Annotated in this window: 25 protein-coding genes; 8 read left to right on the top strand and 17 right to left on the bottom strand. The window is 62.0% G+C overall.

Translation table 11 applies throughout. From position 1 onward, the window contains the following. Nucleotides 1-72: 72 nt before the first annotated feature. The 7 genes from G9U53_RS17935 to G9U53_RS17905 all read right to left on the bottom strand — a co-directional run bounded on the left by G9U53_RS17935 (nucleotide 73) and on the right by G9U53_RS17905 (nucleotide 5,663). Nucleotides 73-396 (bottom strand): cupredoxin domain-containing protein, encoded by a 324-nt coding sequence (locus G9U53_RS17935; RefSeq protein ID WP_054780973.1) that lies wholly within the window; start codon nucleotides 394-396, stop codon nucleotides 73-75. Next, nucleotides 396-743 carry a plastocyanin/azurin family copper-binding protein gene (locus G9U53_RS17930; RefSeq protein WP_165638991.1) on the bottom strand — a complete coding sequence of 116 codons (348 nt, stop codon included), beginning with the start codon at nucleotides 741-743 and terminating at the stop codon, nucleotides 396-398. Before G9U53_RS17930 ends, G9U53_RS17935 begins: the two co-directional genes overlap by 1 nt. A gap of 27 nt (nucleotides 744-770) precedes the next feature. Next, nucleotides 771-2,360, bottom strand: coding sequence for a multicopper oxidase family protein (locus G9U53_RS17925; protein WP_165638990.1), 1,590 nt, complete (start codon nucleotides 2,358-2,360; stop codon nucleotides 771-773). Further along, nucleotides 2,357-3,676, bottom strand: a complete 1,320-nt coding sequence (locus tag G9U53_RS17920) for a hypothetical protein (RefSeq protein ID WP_007729697.1) — start codon at nucleotides 3,674-3,676, stop codon at nucleotides 2,357-2,359. Before G9U53_RS17920 ends, G9U53_RS17925 begins: the two co-directional genes overlap by 4 nt. Then, on the bottom strand, nucleotides 3,673-4,344 hold the full coding sequence (locus G9U53_RS17915; protein WP_029256402.1) for a methylamine dehydrogenase light chain: 672 nt from the start codon (nucleotides 4,342-4,344) through the stop codon (nucleotides 3,673-3,675). Before G9U53_RS17915 ends, G9U53_RS17920 begins: the two co-directional genes overlap by 4 nt. Before the next feature lie 75 nt (nucleotides 4,345-4,419). After that, entirely contained in the window at nucleotides 4,420-5,028 is a 609-nt protein-coding gene (locus G9U53_RS17910) for a redoxin domain-containing protein (RefSeq protein ID WP_165638989.1), read from the bottom strand. 44 nt (nucleotides 5,029-5,072) lie between these two features. Then, complete coding sequence (locus G9U53_RS17905; RefSeq protein WP_165638988.1) at nucleotides 5,073-5,663, bottom strand: MauE/DoxX family redox-associated membrane protein; 591 nt, start codon at nucleotides 5,661-5,663, stop codon at nucleotides 5,073-5,075. Between the two features lie 348 nt (nucleotides 5,664-6,011). On the opposite strand from G9U53_RS17905, the gene G9U53_RS17900 reads away from it, so the two are divergent. Further along, entirely contained in the window at nucleotides 6,012-7,550 is a 1,539-nt protein-coding gene (locus G9U53_RS17900; protein ID WP_047271947.1) for an APC family permease, read from the top strand. Next, the gene (locus tag G9U53_RS17895) at nucleotides 7,547-8,332 is read left to right on the top strand and encodes an IclR family transcriptional regulator (RefSeq protein WP_020909339.1); all 786 of its coding nucleotides are present in this window, start codon (nucleotides 7,547-7,549) and stop codon (nucleotides 8,330-8,332) included. The genes G9U53_RS17900 and G9U53_RS17895 overlap by 4 nt, the downstream gene beginning before the upstream one ends. A 2-nt stretch (nucleotides 8,333-8,334) precedes the next feature. On the opposite strand, the gene cobU is transcribed toward G9U53_RS17895, so the two are convergent. Genes cobU through G9U53_RS17875 form a run of 4 tightly spaced genes read right to left on the bottom strand, consistent with a single transcriptional unit; the run spans nucleotide 8,335 to nucleotide 12,443 of the window. Beyond that, nucleotides 8,335-9,657 (bottom strand): bifunctional adenosylcobinamide kinase/adenosylcobinamide-phosphate guanylyltransferase, encoded by a 1,323-nt coding sequence (cobU, locus tag G9U53_RS17890; RefSeq protein WP_165638987.1) that lies wholly within the window; start codon nucleotides 9,655-9,657, stop codon nucleotides 8,335-8,337. Then, nucleotides 9,657-10,445, bottom strand: a complete 789-nt coding sequence (locus G9U53_RS17885) for an ABC transporter ATP-binding protein (protein ID WP_165638986.1) — start codon at nucleotides 10,443-10,445, stop codon at nucleotides 9,657-9,659. Before G9U53_RS17885 ends, cobU begins: the two co-directional genes overlap by 1 nt. After that, complete coding sequence (locus G9U53_RS17880; RefSeq protein ID WP_165638985.1) at nucleotides 10,442-11,476, bottom strand: iron ABC transporter permease; 1,035 nt, start codon at nucleotides 11,474-11,476, stop codon at nucleotides 10,442-10,444. Before G9U53_RS17880 ends, G9U53_RS17885 begins: the two co-directional genes overlap by 4 nt. A 7-nt stretch (nucleotides 11,477-11,483) precedes the next feature. Next, nucleotides 11,484-12,443: an ABC transporter substrate-binding protein gene (locus G9U53_RS17875; protein ID WP_003940083.1), complete on the bottom strand. Its 960-nt coding sequence runs from the start codon at nucleotides 12,441-12,443 to the stop codon at nucleotides 11,484-11,486. Nucleotides 12,444-12,751: 308 nt separating this feature from the next. Between G9U53_RS17875 and G9U53_RS17870 the strand changes: the two genes are divergently transcribed. The 3 genes from G9U53_RS17870 to G9U53_RS17860 are packed head-to-tail and all read left to right on the top strand — an operon-like array spanning nucleotide 12,752 to nucleotide 15,089. Then, a complete protein-coding gene (locus G9U53_RS17870; RefSeq protein WP_007729675.1) occupies nucleotides 12,752-13,168 on the top strand; it encodes a GntR family transcriptional regulator in 417 nt (138 codons plus the stop codon). After that, nucleotides 13,165-14,034 (top strand): ABC transporter ATP-binding protein, encoded by an 870-nt coding sequence (locus tag G9U53_RS17865; protein WP_165638984.1) that lies wholly within the window; start codon nucleotides 13,165-13,167, stop codon nucleotides 14,032-14,034. The genes G9U53_RS17870 and G9U53_RS17865 overlap by 4 nt, the downstream gene beginning before the upstream one ends. After that, nucleotides 14,031-15,089 carry an ABC transporter permease gene (locus G9U53_RS17860; RefSeq protein ID WP_207624352.1) on the top strand — a complete coding sequence of 353 codons (1,059 nt, stop codon included), beginning with the start codon at nucleotides 14,031-14,033 and terminating at the stop codon, nucleotides 15,087-15,089. Before G9U53_RS17865 ends, G9U53_RS17860 begins: the two co-directional genes overlap by 4 nt. Nucleotide 15,090: 1 nt before the next feature. Here G9U53_RS17860 and G9U53_RS17855 read toward each other — a convergent pair whose 3' ends face one another. Continuing rightward, nucleotides 15,091-15,732 (bottom strand): DUF4232 domain-containing protein, encoded by a 642-nt coding sequence (locus tag G9U53_RS17855; protein ID WP_037126450.1) that lies wholly within the window; start codon nucleotides 15,730-15,732, stop codon nucleotides 15,091-15,093. Between the two features lie 190 nt (nucleotides 15,733-15,922). On the opposite strand from G9U53_RS17855, the gene G9U53_RS17850 reads away from it, so the two are divergent. Together G9U53_RS17850 and G9U53_RS17845 are read left to right on the top strand one after the other, a co-directional pair. Then, on the top strand, nucleotides 15,923-16,768 hold the full coding sequence (locus G9U53_RS17850) for an alpha/beta hydrolase (RefSeq protein ID WP_003939910.1): 846 nt from the start codon (nucleotides 15,923-15,925) through the stop codon (nucleotides 16,766-16,768). A 25-nt stretch (nucleotides 16,769-16,793) separates the two neighbouring features. Then, complete coding sequence (locus tag G9U53_RS17845; protein WP_007729922.1) at nucleotides 16,794-17,867, top strand: VIT1/CCC1 family protein; 1,074 nt, start codon at nucleotides 16,794-16,796, stop codon at nucleotides 17,865-17,867. 489 nt (nucleotides 17,868-18,356) lie between these two features. Here G9U53_RS17845 and G9U53_RS17840 read toward each other — a convergent pair whose 3' ends face one another. The 5 genes from G9U53_RS17840 to G9U53_RS17820 all read right to left on the bottom strand — a co-directional run bounded on the left by G9U53_RS17840 (nucleotide 18,357) and on the right by G9U53_RS17820 (nucleotide 24,045). After that, a complete protein-coding gene (locus G9U53_RS17840; protein ID WP_165639025.1) occupies nucleotides 18,357-18,722 on the bottom strand; it encodes a hypothetical protein in 366 nt (121 codons plus the stop codon). Between the two features lie 11 nt (nucleotides 18,723-18,733). Next, nucleotides 18,734-19,930, bottom strand: coding sequence for an ATP/GTP-binding protein (locus G9U53_RS17835; protein ID WP_165638983.1), 1,197 nt, complete (start codon nucleotides 19,928-19,930; stop codon nucleotides 18,734-18,736). Nucleotides 19,931-20,032: 102 nt separating this feature from the next. Further along, complete coding sequence (locus G9U53_RS17830; RefSeq protein WP_165638982.1) at nucleotides 20,033-20,212, bottom strand: hypothetical protein; 180 nt, start codon at nucleotides 20,210-20,212, stop codon at nucleotides 20,033-20,035. A gap of 694 nt (nucleotides 20,213-20,906) precedes the next feature. Next, complete coding sequence (locus G9U53_RS17825) at nucleotides 20,907-22,739, bottom strand: APC family permease (RefSeq protein ID WP_165639024.1); 1,833 nt, start codon at nucleotides 22,737-22,739, stop codon at nucleotides 20,907-20,909. Nucleotides 22,740-22,833: 94 nt separating this feature from the next. Next, nucleotides 22,834-24,045 (bottom strand): DUF2254 family protein, encoded by a 1,212-nt coding sequence (locus G9U53_RS17820; protein ID WP_165638981.1) that lies wholly within the window; start codon nucleotides 24,043-24,045, stop codon nucleotides 22,834-22,836. Between the two features lie 117 nt (nucleotides 24,046-24,162). Here G9U53_RS17820 and G9U53_RS17815 point away from each other — a divergent pair, with 117 nt between their 5' ends. Further along, the gene (locus tag G9U53_RS17815; protein ID WP_165638980.1) at nucleotides 24,163-26,529 is read left to right on the top strand and encodes an arylsulfatase; all 2,367 of its coding nucleotides are present in this window, start codon (nucleotides 24,163-24,165) and stop codon (nucleotides 26,527-26,529) included. Nucleotides 26,530-26,552: the final 23 nt, after the last annotated feature.

Raw genomic sequence — 26,552 nt, 5'->3', positions numbered from 1 at the left:
GATCCTCCGAAGTGTTTGTGGTTCAGGAAAAGTGTCGAGCCGAAGTCGCAGCGAAAAGTGATGAGCCAGAGTTCACAGCACTGTGATGACTCCGATCATGTACGGGTGCACGGAGCACGAATATTCGTAGACTCCGACGCTCTCGAACGTGTGCCGGAACGTTCCGTCTCCGGTGATACCGCTGTCGAACAGGCCGGGTGATTCCACGTGATGCAGGAGTCCGCCGTCGTCGAAGCGCCACTCGACGGTGCCGCCGTGTTCCACGGTGACGTCCATCGGGCTGAACTGAACATTGCTGATCTCGACCACCACATCGGGGACGGGATCTTCTGTGCCGCAAGCTGGGACACACGTCGCCGCGACAGCCAGGCCGAAGCCGATGATCCACCTCCTCACTATTGAACGATCACGGTGCCCACCATCATCGGGTGGGGCGTGCAGTGGTAGGTGAAGGTTCCGACGTCGTCGAACGTGTACGAGAAGGTTCCCTCGGTGAGCAACTCGCTCTTCAGTTTCCCATCGAGATCACCGTTGCCGACCACGTCGTGGGGGAGTCCGCTGTCGTCGAACTTCCATTCGACGGTCTGTCCCTTCTCGATGGTGACCGATGCCGGTGTGTACGCCATGTTCTTCACCTCGATCACGACTGCAGGTTCGTCCGACGACGCACCGGCATCACTACTGCAGGCGGTGAGGCTCAGGGCAGCGCACGCGGCCAGGAAAGCGGGAACGAGTTTCTTCATGAGGTGTTCTCTCCATTCTTCGACTTGTCAGCGGACGTAACGCAGATTTGCCGTCATGCCGGCCTCGAAGTGGTAGGCGTTGTGGCAGTGGAACATCCACTCGCCGGGATTGTCGGCGTCGAACTCGATGGCAAGCTCGGTGCCGGGTAGGACGTTGACGGTGTCGCGGCGAAGTCCGCCGTAATCCGGTACCGCAAACGTGTGGCCGTGGGTGTGCATGGGGTGCCACATCGTGGACGTGTTCTTCATCGTGATCCGGACCCGTTCGCCCTGTTTCATGACGAGCTTGCCCGCATCGGCTCCCGCCATTCCCCAGACGTACCGATCGCCGGCCTGGATCAACTCGATGCGGTAGTCGCGATCAGGCGATTTCGTCTCGAGCCGTGCGGATTCCGCGGGCCGGAGTTCGCTTTCGGTGACCAGTCGGCCGGCCAGTTCCGAGAGGTTTCCGCCCACATCCGGGTTCGCCAGGGCCAACGCGTCGGTGCTGCGTAGGACGGTCGACGCATAACCATCTCGGCCCTCGACCTTCGCCACCACCGGCCATGTTCCCGACTTCACCGTCACCAGTACGTCGTAGCGTTGGGCCATTCCGACGATGATGGTGTCAGCGGGAGTTGGTTCCACGTCGTAGCCATCGGTAGCGACGATTGTCATCTCGTGACCGGCCACAGCAAACCGGTACGGAGTTTCGGCCGCTGCGTTGATGATTCGCAGTCGCAGGGTCGAACCGGGCGCTGCAGTGACGACAGCAGGATCGTTGGGTGGCCGCCCGTTGATCAAGTGCAGTGGATACGCGATGTGTTGAGTCATCCCGCCGAGTGGTTCGGAAGAACCGTGTCCGCCGCTCACCAACTGTTGCGCGACGGACATGTCGGCTTCCGAGTGTTCCGCCGGAGTTGTTGCCCCACCGCCGTGTCCGCCGTGCCCGCCCGAAATTGCCGGGTTCAGGGCCATCAGGACGGAATCCGGTGTGGTACCCAATCCGTCGAGCCAGTCGTCGAGCACCAGAACGGCATCGATGTCGGCCCCGGTGATGTCGTTCGGGTTCTCGACGATCAAGGCGCCGAACAGCCCCCGATCGGCTTGTAATCCGCTGTGCGAGTGGTACCAGTACGTTCCCGGATCCGGTGCGATGAAGTTGTACTCGAAACTCGAACCGGCGCCGATGGGAGCCTGCGTGGTGGGTGCCGCGCCATCCATGTCGTTGCGGATTCGAATTCCGTGCCAATGCAGTGTTGTTTCGGCGTCGAGGCCGTTCTGGACGCTGACGTTCACCCGGTCACCGGACTTCAGGCGAAGTTCCGGAGCCACCGCAGCGCCTCCGTACGTCCACGTGTCCACGAGGCGTCCGCCAAGATCTACCGTCGAGAATCCGGCGGCAAGGGCAAACGCAGCGGTGGTCCCGTTCCAGGCTCGCGCCGATTCTGCGGCGGCAACTTCCGGGTCGGTGGGCAGGATGTAGTCGAGATCGGTCGTCGGCGTCGGAGATGCTGCAGTGGAACTGCATCCGGCAATCGTCCCCATTGCGCCGAGCCCGAGTGCTCCGGCGCCGAGTGCTCCCAAACTCAGGAAGCGGCGCCGGCCCACCACCACACCGGATCCGGGACGACTCATCGGAGTACTTCTGGTGTGATCAACCCGCTGACATCCCCGACGTTGCCCGAGACATCGACGGAACTGACCTGCTCGCCGGTGCTCGCGTTGTAACCCACGATCTTCTGCGGAGCGGAGCCTTCGACCTCAGGTCCGGTACCGAGCACGTAGAACGTGGCGCCGTCGACGGAAAAGGTCATGCTCTTGATGTCTGTCAGGCCGAGGTCTGCAAGCGTCAAGCTCTTCACCGGGGCGAAGGTCGTTGCATCGGACAAGTCGATCTTGACCAGTGAGCCTCCCCGAGCAGAGTCCGGATGAATAGCCGTGTCCGTGTACGCGATTGCGAGCCGGGTTGCGTCGGCGTTGATGACGTTCTCCGAGAATCGACCGGAGTCCTGCCCGGCGTTTCCGATCGGCTTGACACCTTCCTGAGGTAGTCCGTTGGAGAAGTCGAAGACGTACACATCGCCGTTCTCACTGACCAGCAAGGCTTTATTCGCTTTCGATGCCCACGTGACCTTGCGGGTGGAGACAAAATCCTCGGGTAGGACCTTGCTTCGGGCGGTTTCCTTCGGAACACCGTCGTCACCGATCGTGACGTGCAGCAGTTCCCGGGTGTCCTCGCAGACGCTGTACAGCTCGTGATCGACCATCCACGTGAACGGACCGCAGCCGACTATCTGGAGTGCACCGGTCGCTTCCTTCTTCTCGAGGTCGACCACCCTGATGCCGTACAAACCGTCGTCCCACGTGACGAAGAACTTACCGTCGGAGGTCACGGCGTTCGAGCCGGGACGGGAATGTACGCGTGCGACGTCCGGAAGCATGACCTCGGCTGGTTCCAGCAGGTTTCCGGAGTAAGTGCTGACCGTGAAATCTGCTGCGCCGCGGGAACCTCGGGGGCGCCACACCTCGGCAGCGAGTACCGCAGGATCCTCGGCGGAATCCCCGACGAATCCGTGAATGACCGGATCCCAGATACCCGGGCCGACGGTGATCCGGCTCTCGGCCACACCGGTTTTCGGATCGATGACGTTGACGCTGAGCTCGAGTTGGCCGAATCCACCTTCGACGCCCAGCAAGCGGTCAGCTGCGATCGGGGTGATCGAACCGACGTGCAACGGCTCGGGAATGGTGTCGCCGATTTCCTGGTCGTCGTGACCGAGGGAGATTCCCTCGCCCGGTGCAGTGAACGGAACTGTCGGATAGGTGACATCACCTGCGCTGGAGGGTTCGTCGTTGTCGGACGAACTGCAACCGGCCAGCGCGAGTACGACGGTGAGTGGGATGACGGCAACGGCGGGTCGCGCCAGTTTTCGGGTTCGCGGACTGCTCATGATCCGGCACCGACCTTGGGGCGCTCGGCCGGTCGAGTCTGGCAGTCCTCACCGATGATGGGCGCCATCGTGCAGGTGTATGCCTGGGACTCGTCGGAGACACACCAGATGATTTCCTGGTCGTAGCTTCCGGAGACCGGGTTGTACATCACGGCCTGCATGTCCGGTTCGCCGCAGAATGCGTTGGAACACGAAGGCGCACCGCAGCAGTCGTAGTAGGCGATCAGATAGGTCTTGCCGGTATCAGGGTTGGTGCAGCATCCGACCCAGAACTCTGCGCCGGGCTTGCTGCCGGGGGCACAGGTGGTGACACCGCCGCCGTTGCATGCGGCACAGGACGTTCCGTCCATGTTGCACCAGCGCCAGTACTCGCACTCGGCCGGATCTTTACCGTCGTAGACAGGGACAAGAGGTTCGGGGCCAGGTGCCGGCGCAGGAACCTCGGGCTCTTGGGCGAAGGCACTACGTGTCACGGGAAGTGTGCTGATCAGTGCCACTCCTGACACACCCATGGTCCACTTGCCGATCCGACTGATCATGGATCGCCGCGAAACTCGTTCGGAGAGTTTACGTCCGGTTCGGCTGGTAAGCGAACCGCCCTGGCCCGCCATCCATTCGGCCTGGGCCTGAACTGTCGCCTCGTCGACGGGATATCGATTCTCCGTCATGTTGTGCTGCGGGAATTCATTGTCGTCCAACGATTTTCTCCTGATTTGTGAAGAGGATCGAACTGTGCAGGAAGATCAGGCCGCGCTGCCGGATTTCGCCTGGGCATGAAGGTGCTGGAGTGAGGGGGTGCCGGATTCGAGCGCATTGAGGAGGCTTTCCACCTGAGCCATGTTATTGCACAGGCCCTTTCCTCGGATCTTGCCGTGCTCGTCGAGAATCACGCCGTACGGAGTGGTGCCCACCTGGTATGCGATACCGACGTCTCGAGCGTCGATGTAACTGAGCTCGGAACCGATCCCGCTGCCGGCCAGGAACTCGCGATGCTCTTCGGGTGTTCCGTCGGAGATGATGATCACGTCGAGATCCGATTCGGCTCGGGCCATTGCCCTTACGCCGGGAAGAAGGCTCTTGCACGTCGAGCAACTCGGTGCTGTGAACAGCAGGAGTTGAGGTTTGTCGCGGTGACCACCGACTCCGACGGTCCGTCCTTCCTGATCGATGAGACCGGCAAACGACGGGCCGGCCTGTTCGACCTTGGGCCCGGTATCCATCATCCGGGCACCGAGAGGTCCGAGACGTACTTGTACGCGGCCGATTTCACGAGCCAGAGCAAGAACCATCAAGAACAGTACGGCTACGGCGATCACCAGGATCACTGTCGCGACAAGGAGGAAAGTGGTCATCGTGGTAGTCCTGCCTTCGAGTTTTCAGTGGTGGGGATGTGAGTTCACGAGCCGTACCGGGACGCGGTTTCGGCGGTTCGGAGGCGGATGGAGGCGCTCGACAGATAGTCGTCGACTGGGCGTCGCCCGAGGTGGACCACCGAACGAATCTGTGCGAGAGCAACTACAGCCAGGACAAAGAGGAATCCGGAGGTCGCCGCCACGGCCTGGACGCCGATCTCACCCTGTCCGGAGGTGACCGACAGTGCCACAGCGATCACCGCGAGTGTTCCGGCGCGAACGGCGTGGAACCATCCGATACGCGGAATCTCGCCGACTCCGAATGCAAAACATCCGCAGTCCAGATCGCGTCGCCCACGCAGGAGGTTGATCGTGAGGCCCGTGAAGAACGACGCGAACATGACGGCAGCAACCAAGGCGGCCAGGCGATGGGCCACGCCGAGAACCAGGAGGATGCCTACGACGGTTTCCGCGACGGGAAGGATGCGAGCGATCGGTACTTCGAGTCGCACCGGCAACACTTTGTATCCGCGCACCGAACGAAGGACCCCGTCGTGGTCGTTCAGCTTGGGAATGCCGGCGAGCAGGAGAACAAATCCGATGATCGCCGAAGTGGTGGCGCTGACCAAGTCCATGCTTCCTCCGTTCCTCTCGGGTAGTGCCGGTGGTGTGTGGGACACATCCTGTACGGGCGATGCTGCGAACCCGCGTCGACCGCGCTACGCCTGGACGATGTGCAACTGAGAGAGCAGTTGTCGTGTGAGAATTGGAGAACTCGCAGGTCAAGGTGCTGCCGGAGGGGCCGGATACCGTCGGCCGCCCTTGATCCGGCATGACGCTGGGTGGGAAACAGAGTCGGATTCTCACTTGAAAGTTCTGTGCGCGCCATCGTGGAAACTGCGCGGAAACATAAGCGGACTAACTTGACCGAATTCTGACAATTCGCTCGTAGGTTCGGGCCTGGACGCGACGGACGGTGACTCATGGCCGTGAGTGCGGCACTGCGTGCGGCGATCACGCGAGCGCAGAATGCGGATCAACACAGTGAGCCCGTGTTCTCCCCGCTCCGTGGTCTCGGACGAGGACGTCTGACCCCGATCGACCTGTTGGGGCAATCACTTTCCACGATCGCTCCGGCAACGGGAATGGTGTTCATCGCCCTGTGGATGATCACCTACAGTCCCGGCTACGTCGGGTTGGCTGCGATTGCTGCGACAACTTCGGCGGTGTTTCTCGTTGCGTTCTGCATCACTCAGTTCACGCGGAGACTGGCCGCAGCAGGATCGTTGTACAGCTTCGTCTTCCAAGGCTCCGGTATCCGGGCGACACTGACGGCGGGTGCCGCACTGGTACTCGGGTATCTCGGAATCTCGGTTTCGGTTTTCTCGCAGGCAGTTCCGAGTCTGCTCGATACCATCGCCATTGTCGGCCCCGACGTGCGAGGGCCTGCCGCGACGGTGATCACGACGGTGGCGATTGCCCTGGCCGTCGCGTGGATTGCAGTGCGAGGCGTCCGGTTCGCCACCCGAGCGATCCTGGTCGTCGAAGCGTGCTCGTTGATTCTCATCGTCGTGGTCATGCTGGCGACGCACAGTGACACGACAACTGCTGTTGCCCTGCCGAATCCGTCGCTGAGTGCAGTTCCGTTTCTCGCGATGCTGACGGTGCTCAGCATGGCGGGCTTCGAAAGCTCGGCCTTCTTCGGCCCGGAAGCGAAACGACCACTCATCAGCGTCACACGCACGGTTCTCATTTCGCCGATCATCTGCGGGGTCCTCTTCGTTTTTGCGGCCTGGGCGGCGATGACCGGCCACGGCGCAACGATCGTCGGAGCGTACTTCGAAGGAACGGCATCCGGAGCCAGCGCGGAAGTGGTTCTGGCAGTCAAGATCGGAATGACGTGTTCCTGGTTCGCATCCACTCTCGGTTGTGCGCAGGCGGGTTCGCGGTTGTTGTACTCGATGGGGATCGAACGGGTACTGCCTGCGCCGCTCGCTCGCGTACACAGACGGTTCCGCACCCCGTACGTTGCGGTACTTGCGTTCGTCGCGGTAAGTGCGGCGGGCGTATTCATCTATTCGGATACGGTTCGCGACGATTCGGGATCCTTCGACGGCGTGGTGGAGACCGCGTTGGTCTGCGCTTACACGCTGGTGGCCTTTGCTTCGTGGAAGTTCTTGCGCCGAATCGGGGAACATACTTCGCTGACCCGGATATGCACTGTGTCCGTGAGCGTCGCCGGTGCCGGTCTATTGGTCTACATCGTTCTCGACGGTGCGGTTCACGGGATGTGGGCACTGCCGATCGCTGCTCTTGCTGTTGCTGTGTCGGGGACAGTGTGGAGTTCATTGCTTCGAAGAGCCAGACCGGAAAGCCTTCTGATGGTGGGCGCTTTCGACAGCGTCGAGACGGCGGACCTGTTGCCCGGTGCGGGCACTCTGCTGATCGACGGTGACGGGCGAAGGCGACTCGTTCCGGATCGTGGGACCGCCGAGGGTGACTCGCCGGAGCATGGGCGGTGACCGCGGACCGTGCAACCGCTGGTCCACGATCAGGCAAACAGATCGGCGACGAGACCCACTTCAGTGGACAACAACCGCGTGCGGTCCAGAAGGCGCTGGGGATGCTCGAGGCGGTGGCTCATCTGGGACCGGGAACAACCGCGAAGGAGATCGCCACTTTTGCAGGCGTTCCGTCGGCCACGGCGTACCGGATGCTGAATCTGCTGGTGGCGGAAGGCTTTCTCGTGCGGGTGCCGGACCTGTCAGGGTTCGCGTTGGGGCGTCGGACTGCCGAGCTCTCGCATGCGGCGTCGTCGAGTGGTCCGGCGCCGACGCTGCACGAGCGCGTCGAGGACATGCGGACACACACGAGGTTCGGATTGCACGTCGCCTCATTCGCTGGTGGGCGCTTGAGGTTCGTCGACAAGGATCCGGATCACGAGATCATCGGAATAGCGGCACTGGCCAAGAACCTTCACGCGAATGCGCTGGGGAAGGTTCTGTTGGCGCACGACGAGCGGCTGCTTTCGGGTTTGGAACTTCGCCGGGTCACGGAGTTCACCCTCGGTGATTTCGATGCGTTGTATGAGCAGTTGAGGTCTGTTCGCCTGCAGGGTTTTGCATTCGAGAACCAGGAATGTCGCCTGGGTCGATCCGCGGTCGCAGTACCGGTTCGAGATCACGCAGACCAGGTGGCCGGCGGGTTGTGTGTTCAGGGAGCGAGCGGACGAGTGACGGACGAGGATCGAGAGTTGGTCGGTTTCCTACTCGATTGCGCGCGTCAGCTCACCGGATTGCTCTGACGTCACACGCGCAGGCTCAGGGGGAGCCCGGCGGTCATCAGGACCACGGACTCCGATTCACTGGCGATGCGGCTGTTCACCAGACCGAGTAGATCGCGGAACAGTCTCCCGGACTTCGTGTCCGGGACGACGCCGCTTCCCACTTCGTTCGTGACGGCGACAATCGGAACCGGACAGGCGGTCCAGGCGTCGGCCAACCGGTCGATATCTGCGTGGACGTCGCTGAGATCTTCTGTCGCCCACGCCTGATGTCGGTCCAGACGTGCGGTCAGCCACGTGCCGAGGCAGTCGATCAGGATCGGTGTTGTTGCGGCCACGAGAATTTCGGCGACCTCGGAGGTCTCTACCGTCGTCCACGTCGGCGGCCTCCGCGCGCGATGCGACGCAATTCGTTCGATCCAGTCGGGATCGTCGTCCTGCGGATCCCCGGTGGCGATGTACGTGACGTTCCGGTAGCCGGCAAGCAGGCCCTCCGCGTAAGTGGACTTGCCCGAGCGGGCGCCACCGGTGACCAGAGTTTGATGGCTCTGTCCTACCCCGATCTCGAGCACAGCTCCATCTGGAACCGCTCGCGCCCCGGACACGCGAAGTGCTTCCGCGAGTTCGTTTTCGACCGGGTTGTGGTGTCCGAGGTGTACGGCGACCACGTCGGTTCGATCGGTGATCGCGTCGCAGTTGCGTAGTCGGCTCACCGTCTCCGCGAAACTCGGCAGATCATGGTGCCCGGTGCCGTGGTCAGTTTTGTAGCCGAAGGTCTCTTCGAGAAAGACGGCGTCGAAACGCGCGTCGGCAAGGGCGTCGACAGTGGATTCGGGCAGAGGCCCGGTGTCGGTGGCCCAGAAAATTCGGGTTCCGGATGCGTCGGTGATGTCGTAGAGAAGGGTGGGTACTTCGTGCGCGGCCTCGAGTGCGCGAACACGATAGGTGCCCAACATGATCGACTGGCCGGTCTCGAGCGGCGTGAAGGTCACCGGATCGGCGGGGCCTACCCAGTCTCGGCAGAGATCGAGCGCGTCCGGTGGCCCGAGAACCTGTAGTGGTTCGGTGCGCGAGGCCCAGGACCGGAACAGCAATGCCATCGGGCCGAGGTGATCGGGATGAGAATGCGTCAACAGGATGTGTTCCACGTGTGCCAGCGTGCGACCGAATCGCGACGCGGCACGCGGTACTTCCGGACCACAATCCAACAGGATTCTGTTGTCCACCAGGGCGGCAGTGTGCCCGCGAATGGTTTCACTCGACAGGGCAGCCAGGCAGGAAGGGCAAGTGCAGAACGGGTTCGGCCAACCGTCGGCAGCACCGGTGCCGAGCATCACCAATTCCATCAGCGGGTGCCTTCCTGCCGAATCGGAACAACGATGGGACCGCTGGGCCGGTCCAGGATTTCGACCCGGGCGCCGTACACGCGGCCGAGGAGGTCTGCCTCCAGCACCGCTGAGGGTGTACCGTCGGCAACCACGCTGCCCTTGTCCAGCAGCACAATTCGTCGACCGTATTGACCCGCGAGAGTGAGATCGTGCATCGCGGCGATGACCGTGATGTTGTCGGCTTCACGCAGTTCCTCCACCAAGTCGAGAACCTGCTGCTGGTGGCCGATGTCGAGGGCACTGGTGGGTTCGTCCAGGAGCAGTACCTGCGGTTCTTGAGCCAATGCCCGAGCCAGGACCACGCGCTGCAATTCGCCACCGGAAAGTTCGGTGGCTCGTCGATCTGCGAACTCGGTGAGGTCGAGCCTCTCGATCACCGAAGAGATCACCGAACGATCTGTGGCGGTTTCGGTTCCGAAGCGTCGTAGATACGGTGTACGGCCGAGCGCAACCAGTTCGGCAACCGTCGCGCCCTCGGGTACCACCGGGCGCTGAGGCATCAGCGCGACGACGGCGGACATGGCCTTGCGGCTCGAACTGCGTGGGTTGAGTCCCCCGACGGTGAGTTCACCGGTAAACGGAATCAATCCAGCGAGGGCATGCATCAAGGTCGTCTTGCCGGCGCCGTTCGGCCCGACCACGGCAACCCAATCGCCGGGTGTCACATCGAGATCGATGCCGTCGACGACGTCTTTGCCGCCGAGGCTGATTCGGAGGTCGCGGCATCGCACTGCGGTGTCGGTCATGCGGAAACTCGACTGCGGCGCAGAACCAGAAGGAAGAACGGAGCGCCGATCATCGCGGTCACAACTCCGATGGGGAGTTCGGCCGGTGCCATGACCGTGCGGGCGGCAACGTCGGTGAGGACGAGAAACGCCGCTCCGAGCATGAGTGACAGGGGGAGAAGCAGCCGATGAGACGGGCCGACGACCAGTCGAACCGCATGGGGAACAACGATTCCGACAAAGCCGATGAGTCCACTTGCACTCACGACCGCGGCCGTTCCCAGAGTTGCGGCGAGCACCAGCACCAGGCGTGATCTGGCCGGGTCGACGCCGAGGCTGGCGGCTTCGACGTCACCGACGGCCATCACGTCGAGTACGCGCCGGTGTACCAGGATGACGGCTGAGGCCAGCGCAACGTACGGCAGGACAACGAGAACTTCCGACCAACCGTCGGTGGACAGTCCGCCGAGTAGCCAGGAATAGACCTCGCGCAGTGAATCGTCGAACCGCTGCTGAACAAAAGTCTGCGCTGCATTCGTGAACGCTGCGACTGCGACACCGGCGAGGATGATGACTACCGCGTTCTGCGGCCCGCCAATGCTTCGGCCGAGCGAATAAGTTGCGAACACTGCCAGCACACCACCGACGAAGGCGGCCATGGGAATTCCGAACATGCCCAGCGCTCCACCCGAAACGATGGCGAGGGTTGCGCCCAGTCCGGCTCCGCTGGAAACTCCGAGGAGATACGGATCTGCCAAGGGATTTCGAAACACGCCCTGGTAGGCGGCGCCGGCTACGGCCAACATTGCTCCGACCAACGCGCCCAGGACTATTCGCGGAAGCCGGATCTGCCAGAGAATCGCCTGCTGTGTTGCGGTGAGGCCGGAATCTATATGGATGCCGGGTATTCCGTCCAGAAGTTCGAGAATGGTCCGATCAGGCGTCAAACCGGCCGGCCCCACCAGAACACCGATCAGCAAGGCAGCGCACAGAATCAGCGCGGCGCCGAGCAGAACGGCGGTCCGATGTTGGGAGATACCGGCTTTGATCATCGAGTGCTCAGGCCGCGGGAACTTGGGCAACGATGGCCGCGACGGCCTTCACCTGATCGGCGACACGAGGTCCCCAGCGGCTGGAGAGGTCTTCGTCGAGCACATGGATCTGGTTGCCGGTAACCGCTTTCATGCCGCTCCACCCGGGTCGAGCGGCGACGGATTCTGCTGTCACTCCGCAGCATTGGGAGTCTGCGAGAAAGATGAGATCGGGATTGGCCTGTACCACGAATTCGGCGGACAACTGCGGATAGTCACCCTGCCCCGCGGCGTCGGCGATGCTCTTCATTCCGAACAGCGAGTAGATCTGCCCGACGAAGCTCGAACTCGTGACGGTGTAGAGCGAGGAGTCGAGTTCGTGGAAGTACGTCAGCGGCTGTTGGCGCGCAGGAACACTGGCGACAGCGGCGTCGATGTCCGAGCGCATGGTGTCGACAACTTCGGTGCCCTTGTCCTCGTGGCCGGTGGCCTTCGCGACGCGCTCGATCTGGGCGTAGACGTCGTCGATGCTCGTCGCTGCCGGTAGTAGGAGTGTCGGCACCTTCGCCTTTTGCAGTCCGGAGACAAGATCGTTCATGTCATCCGATGCGATCACCAGATCCGGTGCGTAGCCGAGGATGGCTTCGACGTTCGGTTGAAAGCCCGAGAGATCGGTGACCGGGATACCGGCCGGGTAGTCGGACTGATTGTCGACGGCCTTCACCTGATCGCCCGCGCCGACGGCCCACAGGGTCTCGGTGGCGCTGGGACTGAGTGACACGATCGACTGCGGACGTGACTCGATGGTGATGTCCGTGCCGGAATCCGTGGGACCGGAAACAACAGTCACCGGGAACGAGCCGTCCGAGGCCGCTGTGGTTGCGGGTGCATCGGACGTCGAGCTACTGCACGCACCGGCAAGCAGTGCGGTGCTCACCGTCAGTGCTGCGAGTACAGATCTGAATTTACGTGTCGGCCGAGTACTCACAGCCACCCCTCCGCTAGTGGTGAAGGGTCGCGAGCAGCGCGGCCGCGAGGCGAAGCGCCACGAGCGGTCCTTCGTCCGAGAACCATCGTGTCGCCACGAGGCCGGTGACCTGACTCGTTCGCCTCGAGTAGTGACGGGCGAATTCACAGTTGCGTCGACAGTGCCGGGGTTTCACCGAACTTCACACGAGCAGCGTGGCACCCCGGTGAACCGGGGCATCTGCACTTTACAGGGGTCGTCTGGCTTGACCCGGGAGGTCAAGGCAGGGTAAATATCTATTCCACTAATGAACTAGTGAAAGGGTTCGGATGATCGACTTCCGTATCGACCGCCGATCCGGCATTCCCACTTACGTGCAATTGGTCCTTCAGGTGAAGCAGGCGCTCAGGCTCGGTGATCTCCAAGTCGGGGATCGGCTGCCCACAGCCAAGGACGTCGTGGGAGCGCTCGCGATCAACCCGAACACAGTCCTGAAGGCCTACAAGGAACTCGAGCGCGACGGACTTGTTGCTCCGCGGCCCGGATTGGGCACGTTCGTCGTCAAGTCCCTGGCCAAGCCCGGTATGGCGGAAAGCTCTGCGCTACGGCGCGAGTTGGCCCGCTGGGTGGCAGATGCCGTGGCCGCCGGACTTGAGCGCACGGACATCGAAGCGTTGGTGAGTTTGGAGCTCGAGAAGACGTTCATCGAATCGGATCCGTCCGGAAAGCAGGGGGAGACATCATGACTGCGCAAGAATTGGCACTGACGATGCAGGACGTGGACAAGCGCTTCGGCAAGAAGAAGGTGCTCGACGCCTGCACCTTCGAGGTCGCAACAGGAAGCATCACTGCCCTGGTCGGGGTGAACGGAGCGGGCAAGTCCACACTGATGTCCTTGGCGGTCGGGTTGACGATGCCTGACCATGGTTCGATCTCCGTCCTGGGCAGCACGCCGGATCAGGACGGCATCTGTCCAGGCCTGTCGTACCTCGCTCAGCACAAGCCGCTGTATCCCAAATTCACTGTTGCAGAACTTCTTCGATTCGGCGCATATACCAACGACGAGTGGGATGCGAAGTACGCTCTGGATCTGGTGGAGCGCGCTGGAATTGCTCTAGATGCGAAGGCGAAAGCCCTGTCGCCAGGTCAACGAACCAGGGTTGCACTGGCTTTGGCACTCGGGCGCAGGCCGCAGTTGCTTCTACTCGACGAGCCTCTGGCAGATCTCGATCCCGTGGCGCGGCGGTCTGTGGCGACCACTCTGCTCGAAGACGTTGCCGAGTACGGCACCACAGTTCTGTTGTCGTCACACATCGTTTCCGAATTGGCAGACGTCTCGGATCGACTTCTTCTGCTGGGCGGCGGAAACGCGAGATTGTCCGGTCCGTTGGATGAATTGATCGCTGCCCATTACGTATTGATCGGGGACGGCGATCCTTCGGACGTGGTCGGCGCCGGTGCGGTCATTCATACCGAGAAGGGGGTGCGGTCGAATTCTCACGTGGTGGAGGGCGTGCGTCAGAGCCCTCGGGACGGCTGGGTGATCGACGACGCAACTCTCGACGACGTGGTGCTCGGGCACCTGAGCGCAGAAACGATGGTGGCGGCATGATCTGGGTTACGTGGCGGCACCACCGGACATCGCTCGTTGTGTCGCTTGGATTCATCGCAGCTTTGGCTATGGCAGCGATAGTCGGCGGGATCGGAACTCGAAGTAGCTTGGGTACAGAGGGCCGAGGAACGTACTTCGGGTGTGTCGGGGTCGGATGGGACTGCTGGGCGGATACCGCCGTTACCGGCGTGAACACGATCGCCGCCGCCTTACCGGTACTACTCGGGGCGCTGGTGGGCGCGACGGTATTCTCCCGCGACATCGATCAGCAAACACATGTTCTCGGTCTGACGCAGTCGGTGAGTCGAGCACGATGGTTCTGGATGCGAGTCGTTGTTGTCTTTCTTCCGCTCACTGCCGCAGCCGCGATCCTCGGTTTCATTCTCGAAGCCGCTCGGGTTGGATTCGAGAGTTGGAGTTATGTGGTCAACGTCGGACCCGTTCAGTCGTACGGAATGAGTTCGATGCTCTTCCCTCTGTTCAATTCCAGCGGAATCGTCTTGGGTGCATACACTTTCATGGCGTTGGTCGCCGGAGCTGCGGTATCACTGCTGGTGCGATCACCCATCGCCGCGGTGGCCGTCACCTTGGTCGCCGTCGCAGGTTTGATGGTGGGATTTCAGAATCTGGCACGGCCGCACTATGCCGAGCCGACTGTGCTGACGCAAGGTATCGACCACGACACCTTCTACGCAACTTACGTCATGGACTCCTCGATGGCGTGGGTGATGCGGAGTGGATACACCGATGCCAACGGGAAGCCGGTCGAGATCGACTATCAGGCGTGCACTACCGATACAGCCGGCAATGAATACGATCAGCGATCCGACGAGAGTGACGTGGATTTCTATGTTCGCCAGAAAGCCTTCTTGGCCCAACTCGACGCCGAATATCGTGCGTGTGTGCTCGCGCAGGGAGTGGACCACTACGAAACCTGGTACCACTCGGTCGACCAGGTCAGACGATTCCAATTCACGGAAGCTGCACTCGTCCTGTTCCTTTCGGGATTGTTCCTCCTGCCGGCGCTCTGGGGTCTACGACGCCTCAAGCCGTGACTCAGCGGGCGACCGGCGCGACCGTCAGCTGATTGATGTTCGCGCCGGTCATCGAGCAACCCTTTGTGGGATAGGCAAGGAAGACCGAGTCGTAGCTGTTGGGCGGGTAAACCCTCAGTCCCGCAACGTCGGTCACGCCGCACTGATCTGCCGGGTAGTTCTCGACGTTCGTAGCTCGCACCAAAGACGTTGCGGCAGAGCCAGGGGCAAGGGAGACGAGTGAACCGGATCCGGAGCGGCCGGCTGCAGCACCCACTTCGCTTCCGGACGCTCCCGTGACATACGAGACGCCGGGGAAACCGTCGAGTGTGCACGTGCGGCCGCCCGTGTTGGTGAAGACCACCGGAAGCTCCACAGAACCGGCGGCGCCACTCGACTCGCCGAGGGTGACGTTCAGTTCCCCGATCGTGCAACCCTCGGGATTGGGTGCCGTCGAGGTTGTCGTTTGGGTGTGGTCGGTATGGGTCGTCGAAGGTGAAGCGGTGCCGGTCTGGGTCGTCGGCGCAGAGGCGGTCGTTGTTGAGGCGGGTGCCGGTGAACTCTCGGCCGTTCCCGTTTCATCCGAGCCGCAACCGCTGAGAAGGGCGAGAGCAGCAAGTGGAGCCGCCAACAAGCCGACGTTGCGCATGCGGTTCGAATTCATCGCTCTGTACTCCTCAGGCTGGTCGACAACTGTTTCCGAACATCCGTGTCCGGTATATCCGAATCCGAGGCCGGATGTGCAGAAACGAATCAGGCTCGCCGGTGATCAGGACCTACTTCCCGGATGGATTGCCGCTGCGGATCTAGCATGAGAAATGACCTGTCCGGATCGCGACCACCGGGAGTAGCGCATGTTCACCTTCACCAGCGACGACGGAGTGGTCATTCATGTCCACGAATGGCCCACCGAGCAGGAACCTCGAGGGGTTGTTCAACTCGCGCACGGTATGGGTGAGCACGCAAAACGCTACGCACACGTTGCCGAAGCCCTGAATGCTCGCGGTTTCCACGTCTACGCGGCGGACCACCGCGGCCACGGTGAGAGCATGCACGCCGGCCCAGGCAACATCGGCGACGACGGCTGGAACCGCTTGGTGGCAGACATGGTGACCCTCACGGGCATCATCCGCGACAAACACCCCGGCCTGCCCGTCGTACTGCTCAGCCACAGCCTCGGTTCGTTCGCTTCGCAGCAGTACATCCTCGATCATTCGCACCTGATCGACGCCGTCGCACTGTCGGGGACCACCGCGGTCGATCAACTGATCGAGAGCCTCGTCAACGACGGCCCGGACGTCCTCGCCCAGTTCAATGCGGAATTCGAACCGGCCCGTACTCCGCACGACTGGCTCAGCCGTGACGAAGCGCAGGTGGATTTGTACATCAACGATCCGCTGTGCGGTTTCAGCCTGGACGACGCCGGCATGGGTGGACTTATCGCAGCGGGACCGAGGTTCGTCGACGTCGAGGGCGTGCGACAAGACCTTCCGATCCTGGTCTTCGTCGGCACCTCGGATCCTCTCAACGCCGCACTGAGCCGTACCGACGTCGCAGTCGAACGGTACAACTCGGCGGGGATCGAAGACGTCACCTACTACACCTATCCGGGTGCCAGACACGAGATCTTCAACGAGACCAACCGCGACGACGTCATCAACGATCTGACGACGTGGATGGACCGCGTACTCGAAGCGTGACCGCCTCACCGGAAAGGGGAACACGATGTCCACAGTTCCGGCCGCACGACCCGATCCAGACCCGCGAGATGTCAAGCGCTGGAGACGATACCTCGCCGACGAACAAGCCGAGGCCGCCGTCTACCGAGACCTCGCGAGTAGGCGCAGCGGCGAGGAGCGCGAAATCCTTCTCGCACTGGCCGACGCGGAGGGGCGACACGAGGCGCACTGGCGAGCGCTACTCGGCGATCACGTCGGCAAACCACTTCGCGGCGATATCCGCACTCGGATACTGGGCTTTCTGGCCAGGCGCTTCGGTTCCGTCTTCGTGCTCGCTCTTGCGCAGCGCGCGGAGACGCGATCCCCGTATCCCAACGACGCCGACGCGACTGCATCGATGGGCGCGGACGAGAAGATCCACGAAGAAGTGGTGCGGGCCTTGGCCACTCGGGGTCGGAACAGACTTTCGGGGACGTTTCGTGCCGCCGTCTTCGGAGCCAACGACGGCCTCGTCAGCAACCTCGCTCTCGTGCTCGGCATCAGCGGTAGCGGCGTCTCCAATCAGATCGTTCTGATCACCGGCATGGCCGGGCTTCTGGCCGGCGCCCTGTCGATGGGCGCCGGCGAGTACGTTTCAGTCCGCTCGCAGCGAGAGTTGTTGGAAGCGTCCAATCCTGGTCCGGCTGCCAGCGAAGCTGTCGGCCTGCTTGACGTCGACGCGAACGAATTGGCCCTGGTCTACCGGGCCCGCGGTATGTCCGCCGAGGAAGCGGACCAGCGCGCCGCCGAGGTCCTCGCGAACAGCACCTTCGGCGCCGCGGACGTTGTCGACGACCATGAAGCCGTCGGAACCGGGTTGGGCGCAGCGGCGGCAAGTTTCTGCTTCTTCGCCTCGGGCGCAATCATTCCGGTGCTGCCGTATCTGTTCGGCCTGGAAGGCATGACGGCTCTGATCGTCGCATCTGTTCTCGTGGGGATCGCGTTGCTGACGACGGGCGTTGTGGTCGGGTTGCTCTCGGGCGGGCCGCCATTCAAGCGGGCGCTACGCCAACTTGCGATCGGCTACGGCGCTGCCGGCGCGACGTATCTGCTCGGCATGTTGTTCGGGACTTCGCTCTGAGCGTCGGCTTACGCGCGTAGGGCGGGATCGCGGTGAGCCGGATCGATCCGAACCGGAATCAAGACCTCGCTCCGATACACCGTCGCTGCCGATAGACGACGGCACCGACCAGCTCGACCGAGCGAGGGCTGAGTGGGACCGCACCTCAATGCCTTTAACACACAACAGGGCGAACTACGCACAAACGGACCAGGGCCCCGGCAAAGTCATGAGTGATACCCGCTGGACTGGGACTTCAGGGCGAGATAGCAACCCCGATAAGACACGTCGATCGGGCGGGCACGGCCGTCTCGGTGATCATTCAAGTTCCTACACAACCGTCACAACCAGGAACGAGTCGTGCCCGCAGCCCCATCCATGCCCGAGTGCTCGACACCGGGATACTCGACGCACTCGCCGAGGAAAGTTACGAGGCGCCACCGGGGTAGCTCCCCGGCGGCGAATGGCCATGCCCGCTTGACAGATTTTCCACATGTCAGCTGAGGCGGCTCATTCGTAGCGCAGTTCGGCGACGGACGGCGTCGTATCGGCGTCCCACACATGTTCGAAGGATTGTTCGACCAGCGGCCACAGGTGCTGTTCTCCGTCGTACACGGAGTTCACGACGTCAGCCCCGTCACCAAAGACCACGAACTCGTGGGGGATGACTCGTCCCGCTGCGTCTCGTCGCCCCTCCGGGTCCGGGAATCGCACTGCGACCACTTGTCCGTTTCGGCGCCACGCCGCGGGTTCGTCCGCGAGTTCGGCGAATGCACGCTCGTATTCTGGAAGCGGATCGCCCAGGCCTGCATCGAGCAAGAATCGAAAACCCCAGCTCCGGCCCCGAGTCGCCCAGATGAGGTGTGACCGAGACACTCCACTCACAGTCACTTCTGCTTCCTGAGCACGTTCTCGGTCACCGCTTGGTCGAGGTCAATCTTGAACTGCGTGAGCATGGCCCGCAGGTACAGATGCTTCGCGCGCGCGTCCTCGTTCATCTCCTTGAGTTTCGGGCCGACGATCTTGATCGCAGCAGCGAATGCTGCAGGGAGACCTTTGGCCACGAACGCGGCCTGCGCATCGTTCTTGGTGACCATTCGCAGGAGCTTCTCGAATCCTGTGAACTTGACACCAGCCATGGCTGCTGCGATCACGTCCGCCCCGTCAGCGAGCGTGTCAGCCACCTTCCACGGGAGCTTCATCCTCTCCTCCCACAGGACACGGCGCTCCAGCGGCAGAAGTGACGCGATGGGGAGCACCAGGTCAAGGCCGATGCGCTGTTTCAGGTCGATCTCGACCGGCTCTGCGCTGTCCGCCTTGAGTTCGAACTTGGCAGAGGAGAGGAGCATGAAATCTTCGCCGATGGATAGCGCGTCCGGCGTGACGATCATGCCCGCGATTGTCGAGCGAAGCTGCTCGATATCGTCAGCAGCCTTCAGGATGACGAGATCACGGAACGTATTCACGTCCCAGTCGGGTAACAGATCGGCCTTGGACAGCGACAGGATCCAGATTCGGGGGAACTCGATCAGCGGCCCGTCATCGCTAAGGAGAGGGCCCTTGAGCCGGACCAAGGTCTGGCGGAAGTTGTGAAAGAGGGACTTGAGGTATCGCTCTTCCTCGCCGCGGTGGTCAAGGAGTTTCTGCCCGTCCACGAGGAGGAGGGCAACATCCGAACGGAGAAGGGTCCTGAAGGTGTCGATCCGGCGCTGGCACTCTTCCTCGCTGCTGGGATCGTCCTCGAACCACTCACCTGGGTAGTCGTGCCATGCCAGACGCAACTCGTCGAATGGACGCTTCTCTTCCTCATCGCCTTCCCCCGCCTTGAGCTTGACTGAGAAGTCGTATGTGGTGTTTGCAAAATGGGTTTGCATGGGTGTCTGTGCGCTGTCTCGCATGCCGAGATAGTTCTTGTACAGGCGATTTCCCTGCCCGGCCTTGTCAGCGACGAGATCCCAGAGGTCGTTCTTGTGGGAGCCCGCCTGGGTGGGGCCGTAGAACGATGACACCAACACGGTCTTGCCCGACCCTGACTCACCAAAGACTGCGATGTTCTGTTGCCGAATTCGCGGATGCTTCGCCATGGCTGAAAACCTATCCCAGCCGTCCGACGCTTTCGGTAGAGACGGGTGTAACTCGGCCTGATGCCCAGGGACCAGGGCCCAGACAACGTGCATAGCCGCACGTCAAGCTGCATGAAGCAGGTCTACCGGCCGGTGCGGGTTGCGGCTGTGATGCCGTAGCGCGGCAGCGATGTTGTCGTGGCCGGCCAAGCGGGGGACGCTGACGATGGTGTTGCGGATCATGGCCATCAACTGCGGACCGGTGCCGGTGTGGACCGGATTGGTCCTCGTCGAACGTGACATCCCGAACCCAGTGCAGTCGGTTCTCGATTGCCGAATGACCCCGAACCCAGGCCGCGACCTGCAGCGGAGCGGCCGACACCATCGGCATCGAGGTGACCAGGTAGACCACCTCCAGGCTTCGCCGGCCGCCGCGGATGACGGTGCGACGGACCTGTAACACCTGCACCGCACGCGGGAAGCCGAGGTCGCCGGCGACTTCGGTGGCCTTGATCGTGCACCGTTCCCGCCGCCCGTGATCACGCCCGCCGATCGAAGACGAGACGGGAATTTCGTTCCAGGGCAACGCCTTCAACACATTTCGGAGAGCTTGTTGATTGTTCTTCACGGTGAACACGTAGTGCCCACTACTGCTCCGCCGTGGGCCAAGGACGCCCTAAACCACCCAGCGAGGGCCGGGAGGGGCCGGGAGGTCGACTTCGTCGGCGGTCTGGTGGTTACGAATATCCTCGAATGCCGGGTGTCTGAGCCCACCGCCGGTGTACCCTGCCGGTTTTCTCCATAACTCCGAATTTGAGCTTGCCCTTGCAGGTGTAGGGCTTGCCGGCTTTGGTGTTTTGCCGTGATCTCAATGACCTCACCAGCGACCACTGTGCCTACTTCGGCGTCGGCCCTCGTGGGTCGCGGTGCTGACCACCGGCGTTGTGGTCGGTCTGCCGCTTGGCGTGTTGTTCGGGACCTCACTCTGAGTGTCGGCTCATGCGCGTAGGGCGGGATCGCGGTGAGTCGGATCGATCCGAACCGGAATCTGGCACACCACGGCCTCGGTGTGTTTGCGCAGTGCATGAGCGATCTCATCGGTCCGTTGGCTCGGGAGGAATCGGTGCCATCTGGTGGCCGGGTCGATGGTGGCGACGACAACAAAGGTCTCTCGGTGGGGGAAGTGTGTGCGGATGTATCGAGCGAGGGTATTCCCCACGGAATTCTCGGTGTCCTCGATGACGATCAAACGCGAATTCGGGTGTCGGGCTTGCCATCGGCGTGTGAAGTCCGTCGTCGATTCGTGGGCCAGGCAGACTCGAATTGCGATGGGCTGTGACGACATCGCCGTTGCCGCGGCCATCGCGCGGGTGGAGAGCGACGTAATTTCGGACACGGGTACTAGGACCGCTGGTTTGTATCCGATAGACAGAGAATCGTTCTCACCCTGAACGGTTAACCGAGTACCGATATGTGTGTACGCACCGCGGATGCGTTCCATGCCGAGGACGAGCGCAGGGAGCGCGAGAGCGATCAACCAGGCGCCCTCGGTGAACTTCATGGCGGTTGTCACCACTGCTGCGATCGAAGTCAACGCAGCCCCGAAACCGTTGAGCGCTAGGCGCCACTTCCAGCCCGGCGTCTGTTCGGCGAGCCAGTGGCGCACCATGCCGAACTGCGCGAGCGTGAATCCGATGAACACACCGATGGCGAACAGCGGCACCAAGGTGTTCATGTTTCCGCGGGATCCGATGAGCAGGAGAGCACCGACGCCACCGAGCGACAAGACGCCGTACGTGAAGACGTCGCGCGTCGACTTCCGGCTGAAGCGGTGCGGGAGCACGTTGTCGTCGGCGAGGATTCGCATCAGATTGGGGAGTCCGCCGTACGAGGTATTCGCGGCCAACGCCAACAGAATCACGGTGGAGAATTGGACGACGTAGTAGCCCGGACCATTTCCGAGGGCAGCGGAAGTGAGTTGCGACAGGACCGTTGTTCCAGGGACTGGGGCCAGTGAGAACTTCTCGATCAACACGGCAAGGCCGATCAACATGGTGCCCAAAAGGATTCCCAGAGCTACTTCGGCGCGCTGAGCGCTACGCACGCGAGGCTTCTTGAAACTGGGTACGGCATTGGCGATGGCTTCGACTCCGGTCAATGCGGCGCAACCACTCGAAAATGCCTTGAGCAGAAGGAGAATGCCGATCGTGTGTGCATTGTCGACGATAAAGGGAGCCGTTGCGGCAGCAGGGTTTTCCCGAAGCAGTCCGGCACCGATCACCGTGAAGATGCTGACGACAAAGATCACGGTGGGCAACATGAATACCCGCGCGGAATCTGCGATACCCCGCAGATTCAGTGCCGTGATGCCGCCGAGTATCGCCAGTGCGATCCAGACCGTGTGGGGGAGAAGTGCGGGGAAGGCGGAGGTCAGAGCCGCGACACCGGCTGCGATCGATACCGCGACGTTGAGGGTGTAGTCGACGATCAACGACGCGGCGGCGGTCAAACTTGCCCGCGGGCTCAGATGCTTCTTTGCGACGGCGTAGGCGCCACCGCCTTCGGGAAATGCGGCGATCACTTGGCGGTACGACGCCACCAGGACCACAAGCAGCACTGCGATGGCGATTGTCACCGGCACGGTGAACCCGATCCCTGCGCCGCCGGCGAGGGCCAACACCAACACGATGGCTTCTGGCCCGTACGACACCGAGGCCATCGCGTCGAGCGAAAGCCCTGCCAGTCCGGTTGCGACGGAGAGCTTCTGATTCTCTGGCCCACGGGCCGGGCGGGTCGTCGACGATATGACTCCACGGTGTCCGAGTATCACTGCATGTCTCACCGAGTCAGTATCGTCATTTCCCGTAGCTCTGAGACTGATCTTGACGATGCTTTGACGCGATGGCCCGCAAATCTGTACGGGTTCACAACGGGGGTTCGAGTCGCGGGAAGCCTTGTGACAGCTGATCAATCCAGCGAGCGCGTTTGGCGAGAATATCGCGGTTCCGAGACTCCGATTGGGCGGCGACGTGCGAAAGTAGGTCGCGAAGTCGGCCCAGAACGAGTGGCGAGTTCGATGCCGAGGCTATGACGTCGTCCAGTCCGGTTCTGACGAAGCTCGTGAAGTCGGGCAGTGGAATCACCACACGCAGATCACCACGCTCGTCGACGGCCCGGATCGAATCTGCGCGTACGGAGGCCACCAGAGAGAGGAGGTCCTCGATCTCGTCCAGAGCCTGCACGGCCGTCGCAGGATCGTTGATAGCGGGTGAGAGCGCTCTGAGCGCGATGTCAGCCAACAACCGAATCGCGAGTAGGGGGTCCTGGGTGAAGGTCCGCTCACTCCCACTGACCAAGGCGTCAAGGATCGTGTTGGCGGGCATGGGTCCGCCGTAGACGTCGGCGAGCGGCAATCCGTCTCGCAGCGTGCTACCCGGCGACACTCGGAGGACCACCATGGATCGGCAGTTCCGAGCGTTCTGCAGCAGATCTTCGACGAGGATCTGCTGCAGAACGGCCGGCGGTCGATGCCACTCGATTGTCGTGATCACCGGAAGTGTTGGTAGAGGAAGCAACTCCAGATCAGTGGTGGGGTACACGGCGGCGAAGACTGCTCGGCCACGACTCGAGATCGTGGTCAGTACAGGAGCCAACTGGATGGCCGAGAATGCGCGCAGCTGGAGCAGCCTGATCAGCGTCAGCGTCGCCAAGAGCGCCAGCACTGCGAGGCTGGGCACGATCACCGACACGTCCGTTTCGTTGCTGATGGCGAGCGCCGCCGTGATGTCGAAAACCGACTGGCCTATCGCGAAGGCAAACGTCCGCCACACGATGGGGTCGTCGCGGAACAACAACAAGCGAGGAGTGAAGGTGGTCGCGGCCCACTGGACGACGAGGAACAGCAGCGAGAAGATCACTGCCACTACACCCAGTAACCCCAGTCCGAGGGCAACGAGCATCTCGCTGACCTGACGGGCGGGAATCATCGGGCCGCTCCGGACATACGGCATCCCCAGTCCGGCAGCCAGTCCCACGACGACGCACAGGATCTGGGTCAGGCCTGCACGTACACGGCGCCGGGGGACGAGGAAGGCATGCCCGATCGGGGTGGGAGCGAAACGTCCGGGCTGATCCACACTTCAAGCCTCCACGCTGCGGCAATGGTGCGCCTTCACCCGAAACGGATGATGTCGACGTCGTCGTGATCCTGAAACGCTTGAAAGAGCCATGTGAGAGACAGAAGGCGAGACGTCATGACGGATCCGACAGACCAGAGCCGCGCCGTACTACCGATTCCGGATCGACAACATCTTGGTCTGGTGACGTACGACGCGAAGGATCCGGACACCGAGTTTCCGCCGATCACTCCGCTACTACCGCCGGCCGGCGCACCCAATGTTCTGGTGGTCCTGTTGGACGACGTGGGATATGGCGCGAGCAGTGCCTTCGGAGGACCAGCGGACACACCGACTGCTGAGCGATTGCAAAGTAATGGGCTCACGTACACGCGGTTTCACACGACGGCACTGTGTGCTCCGACCCGCGCCGCTCTTCTGAGCGGGCGCAACCATCATTCGGTCGGCATGGGATCGATCACCGAAACCGCTACCTCGGCTCCTGGTCTTTCCGGCCTGCGGCCGAATACCAAAGCCGCACTGCCGATGACGTTGAAACTCAACGGATACTCGACGGCGCAGTTCGGCAAGTGTCACGAGGTTCCGCCGTGGCAAACATCCCCGGTGGGACCGTTCACATCGTGGCCGACGGGAGAAGGCGGGTTCGAGCACTTCTACGGATTCATCGGCGGGGAGAACAACCAGTATTACCCGGCTCTGTACGAGGGCGTCGCGCCTGTCGAGCCGGACAAGACACCGGAGGAGGGTTATCACCTCACCGAAGACCTTGCCGATCACGCGATCGACTGGGTTCGCATGCAGAAGTCCTTGGCTCCGGACAAGCCGTTCTTCGTCTATTTCGCTCCCGGCGCTACCCATGCGCCGCACCATGTTCCGAAGGAGTGGGCCGACAAGTACGAGGGGCGGTTCGCAGGAGGTTGGGATGCTCAACGCGAGTCGATTCTCGAGCAGCAGAAGCAGCGGGGAGTCGTTCCCGCGGATGCGGTTCTCACCCCGCGCCCTGAGGCCATTCCGGCGTGGGAGGACATGAGTGAGGAATTGAAGCCTGTCCTCGAACGCCAAATGGAAGTCTATGCAGGATTTCTCGAACACACCGACTTTCATGTCGGCCGGCTTGTCGATGCGATCGAAGAATTCGGGGCTCTCGACAACACCCTCGTGTACTACATCATCGGCGACAACGGAGCATCCGCAGAGGGGACTATCAACGGGGCCTTCAACGAGATGGCCAACTTCAACGGACTCGCCGCCATCGAGACGCCGGAGTTCATGGCGGAAGTGAAAGACAAGTTCGGCACCAAGGACGCGTACAACCACTATTCCGTGGGGTGGGCGTGGGCAATGTGTACGCCGTATCAGTGGACGAAACAGGTTGCGTCACACTGGGGTGGCACCCGTAACGGGACGATCGTGCACTGGCCTGCAGGGATTCGGACCAAGGGGGAGACGCGGTCGCAGTTCACCCACGTCATCGACGTTGCACCGACGATCCTCGAAGCCGCGAAACTACCGGAACCGACTTTTGTCAACGGCGTCCAGCAATCGCCCGTCGAGGGGACCAGCATGGTCTACACCTTCGACGACGCCGAAGCCCCGGAACGCCACGATCTGCAGTACTTCGAGATGGCCGGCAATCGCGGTATCTATTACAAGGGTTGGAGTGCGGTCACCAGGCACAGCACTCCGTGGCTGTTCGCGGAGGTACTCCCCGCTCTCGACGACGACGTCTGGGAACTCTACGACGGGTCACAGGATTGGACGCAGTCCAAAGATTTGGCGGCCCAGATGCCGGAGAAACTCGCTGCACTGCAACGTTTGTGGTTGATCGAAGCGGTCAAGTACAACGTGCTCCCCATCGACGACCGAAGATTCGAGAGGTTCAACCCTCACATCGCGGGGCGCCCGCAGTTGGTGTCGGGGAACAGACAGGTTCTGTTTCCCGGAATGAAGCGACTGAGCGAGCACAGCGTGCTGAGCATCAAGAACCGATCGTTCAGTGTGACAGCAGCTGTCGACGTCGCGGATGGCATCACAGCAAACGGTGTGATGATCGCGCAGGGAGGCAGGTTCGGGGGCTGGGCACTCTACGCGCGGGAAGGTCGCGCCAAATTCGTCTACAACTTACTGGGCATGACCGAGTTCGTCATCGGCTCTGACGAAGACATTCCGGCAGGATCCCACCAGATCAGGGCTGAGTTCGCCTACGACGGAGGTGGTCTCGCGAGAGGTGGCGGGGTCACGATCTATCACGACGGTCGCGAAGTGGGCTCGGGTCGCGTCGAGCAGACTCAACCGATGGTGTTCTCCGCGGACGAGACCACCGATATCGGTGACGACTACGGCATGCCTGTCAGTGTTGATTACAGTGGCGCAACCACATTCAACTGCCGTATCGACGTCGTGCAGATCGATGTCGGTGACGACGACCATACCCACCTGATCGATCCGGAGGAGGTGGCGCGAGTGGCGGTGTCCAGACAGTGATTTCACCGACAACAGCAGTCGCC

This window comes from Rhodococcus sp. D-46, from assembly GCF_011290655.1.
GTDB lineage: Bacteria > Actinomycetota > Actinomycetes > Mycobacteriales > Mycobacteriaceae > Rhodococcus_F > Rhodococcus_F qingshengii.
Note: the sequence above shows the minus strand (reverse complement) of the source record. Positions and strands in the feature narration are given on the sequence as shown.